Origin of the sequence: Stenotrophomonas sp. S49 (assembly GCF_016624905.1) — a bacterium.
GTDB lineage: Bacteria > Pseudomonadota > Gammaproteobacteria > Xanthomonadales > Xanthomonadaceae > Stenotrophomonas.
In genome coordinates, this window is sequence record NZ_JACVUD010000168.1 from 1 (window position 1) to 2,040 (window position 2,040).

Genomic DNA, 2,040 nt, shown 5'->3' on the forward strand with positions numbered 1-2,040 from the left:
CCGGGGTCAGATCCCTTCCGCAGGAAGGGCTCTGACCCCAGCGCAATTCAATCGCCCAGCAGGGCGGTGTTGCGCACGGCGCCCTTGTCGGCGCTGGTGGCCAGCAGGGCGTAGGCCTTCAAGGCGCTGGTGACCTTGCGCGGGCGTGCTTCGCGCGGCTTCCAGCCACGCGCGTCGGCCTCGCTTCGGCGCTGGGCCAGGGTGGCCTCGTCCAGCAGCAGGTCGATGCGGCGGGCGGGGATGTCGATGCGGATGCGGTCGCCATCTTCCACCAGACCAATCGTGCCGCCGCTGGCGGCTTCCGGTGAAACGTGACCGATCGACAGGCCCGAGGTGCCGCCGGAGAAACGGCCATCGGTCAGCAGGGCGCACTGCTTGCCCAGCCCCTTCGATTTCAGATAGCTGGTCGGGTACAGCATTTCCTGCATGCCGGGGCCGCCCTTCGGGCCTTCGTAGCGGATCACCACCACGTCGCCCGGCTTCACCTCATCGGCCAGGATGCCGGCTACGGCCGCGTCCTGGCTCTCGAACACGCGCGCCGTGCCTTCGAACACGTGGATCGACTCATCCACGCCGGCGGTCTTCACCACGCAGCCATCAATGGCCAGGTTGCCACGCAGCACGGCCAGGCCGCCTTCGGCCGAATAGGCATGCTCCACGCTGCGGATGCAGCCTTCGGCGCGGTCCACGTCCAGCGTGGGCCAGCGCGTGGCCTGGCTGAAAGCCACCTGGGTGGGAATGCCGGCCGGGCCGGCGCGGAAGAAGTCGTGTACGCTCGATTCGCCGCTGACCGCCACGTCCCAGCGCGCGATGGCGTCGGCCAGGGTGCGGCTGTGCACGGTCGGCACCGTGGTATCGAGCAGGCCGCCACGCGCCAGTTCGCCCAGGATGCCGTACACGCCGCCGGCGCGGTGTACGTCTTCCATGTGGTACTTGGGCGTGTTCGGCGCCACCTTGCACAGCTGCGGCACGCGCCGCGACAGCGCATCGATGTGGGTCAGGTCGAAGTCGACCTCTGCTTCCTGCGCGGCCGCCAGCAGGTGCAGGATGGTGTTGGTGGAACCGCCCATGGCGATATCGAGCGTCATTGCATTGGCGAATGCGGCCTGGGTGGCGATGCCCCGCGGCAGCGCGCTTGCTTCTTCGCCGCCGTACCAGCGGTGGCACAGTTCGACGATCAGGCGGCCGGCGCGCAGGAACAGCTGCTCGCGGTCGGCGTGGGTGGCCAGGGTGGAGCCGTTGCCGGGCAGCGACAGGCCCAGCGCTTCGGTCAGGCAATTCATCGAATTGGCGGTGAACATGCCCGAACAGGAACCGCAGGTGGGGCAGGCGCTGCGCTCGAACTCGGCGACCTTTTCATCGCTGGCGCTTTCGTCGGCGGCTATCACCATCGCATCGACCAGGTCCAGCTTGTGCTCGGACAGCTTGGTCTTGCCGGCTTCCATCGGCCCGCCGGACACGAACACCACCGGGATGTTGAGGCGCAGCGCGGCCATCAGCATGCCGGGGGTGATCTTGTCGCAGTTGGAAATGCACACCAGCGCATCGGCGCAGTGCGCGTTGACCATGTATTCGACCGAGTCGGCGATGATCTCGCGGCTGGGCAGCGAATACAGCATGCCGTCGTGGCCCATGGCGATGCCGTCGTCGACCGCGATCGTGTTGAATTCCTTGGCGACGCCGCCGACCTTTTCGATCTCGCGCGCGACCAGCTGGCCGAGGTCCTTCAGGTGCACGTGGCCGGGCACGAACTGGGTGAAGGAGTTGGCGATGGCGATGATCGGCTTGTGGAAGTCGCCGTCCTTCATGCCGGTGGCGCGCCACAGGGCGCGGGCGCCGGCCATGTTGCGACCGGCGGTGGAGGTGCGGGAGCGGTATTCAGGCATGGCTGGCGGAACGGGCGGGCCGTACAACGTGGGGGTTGCCCGATCATGGCGGAGTTTTTCGGTTGCTGCTGCAACCACCGAAGGTGGTCCGGGGGGGGGGGGGGGGGGGGGGGGGGGGGGGGGCGGGGCCGGGGGGGGGGCGCCGGCAGGGAGC

The 2,040-nt window shown here is 68.6% G+C and carries 1 protein-coding gene; it reads right to left on the reverse strand.

Going from position 1 to position 2,040, the window contains the following annotated elements; genetic code table 11:
• Positions 1-47: 47 nt before the first annotated feature.
• Positions 48-1,886 (reverse strand): dihydroxy-acid dehydratase, encoded by a 1,839-nt coding sequence (ilvD, locus tag IAE58_RS19825; protein WP_199934760.1) that lies wholly within the window; start codon positions 1,884-1,886, stop codon positions 48-50.
• Between the last annotated feature and the right edge of the window lie 154 nt (positions 1,887-2,040).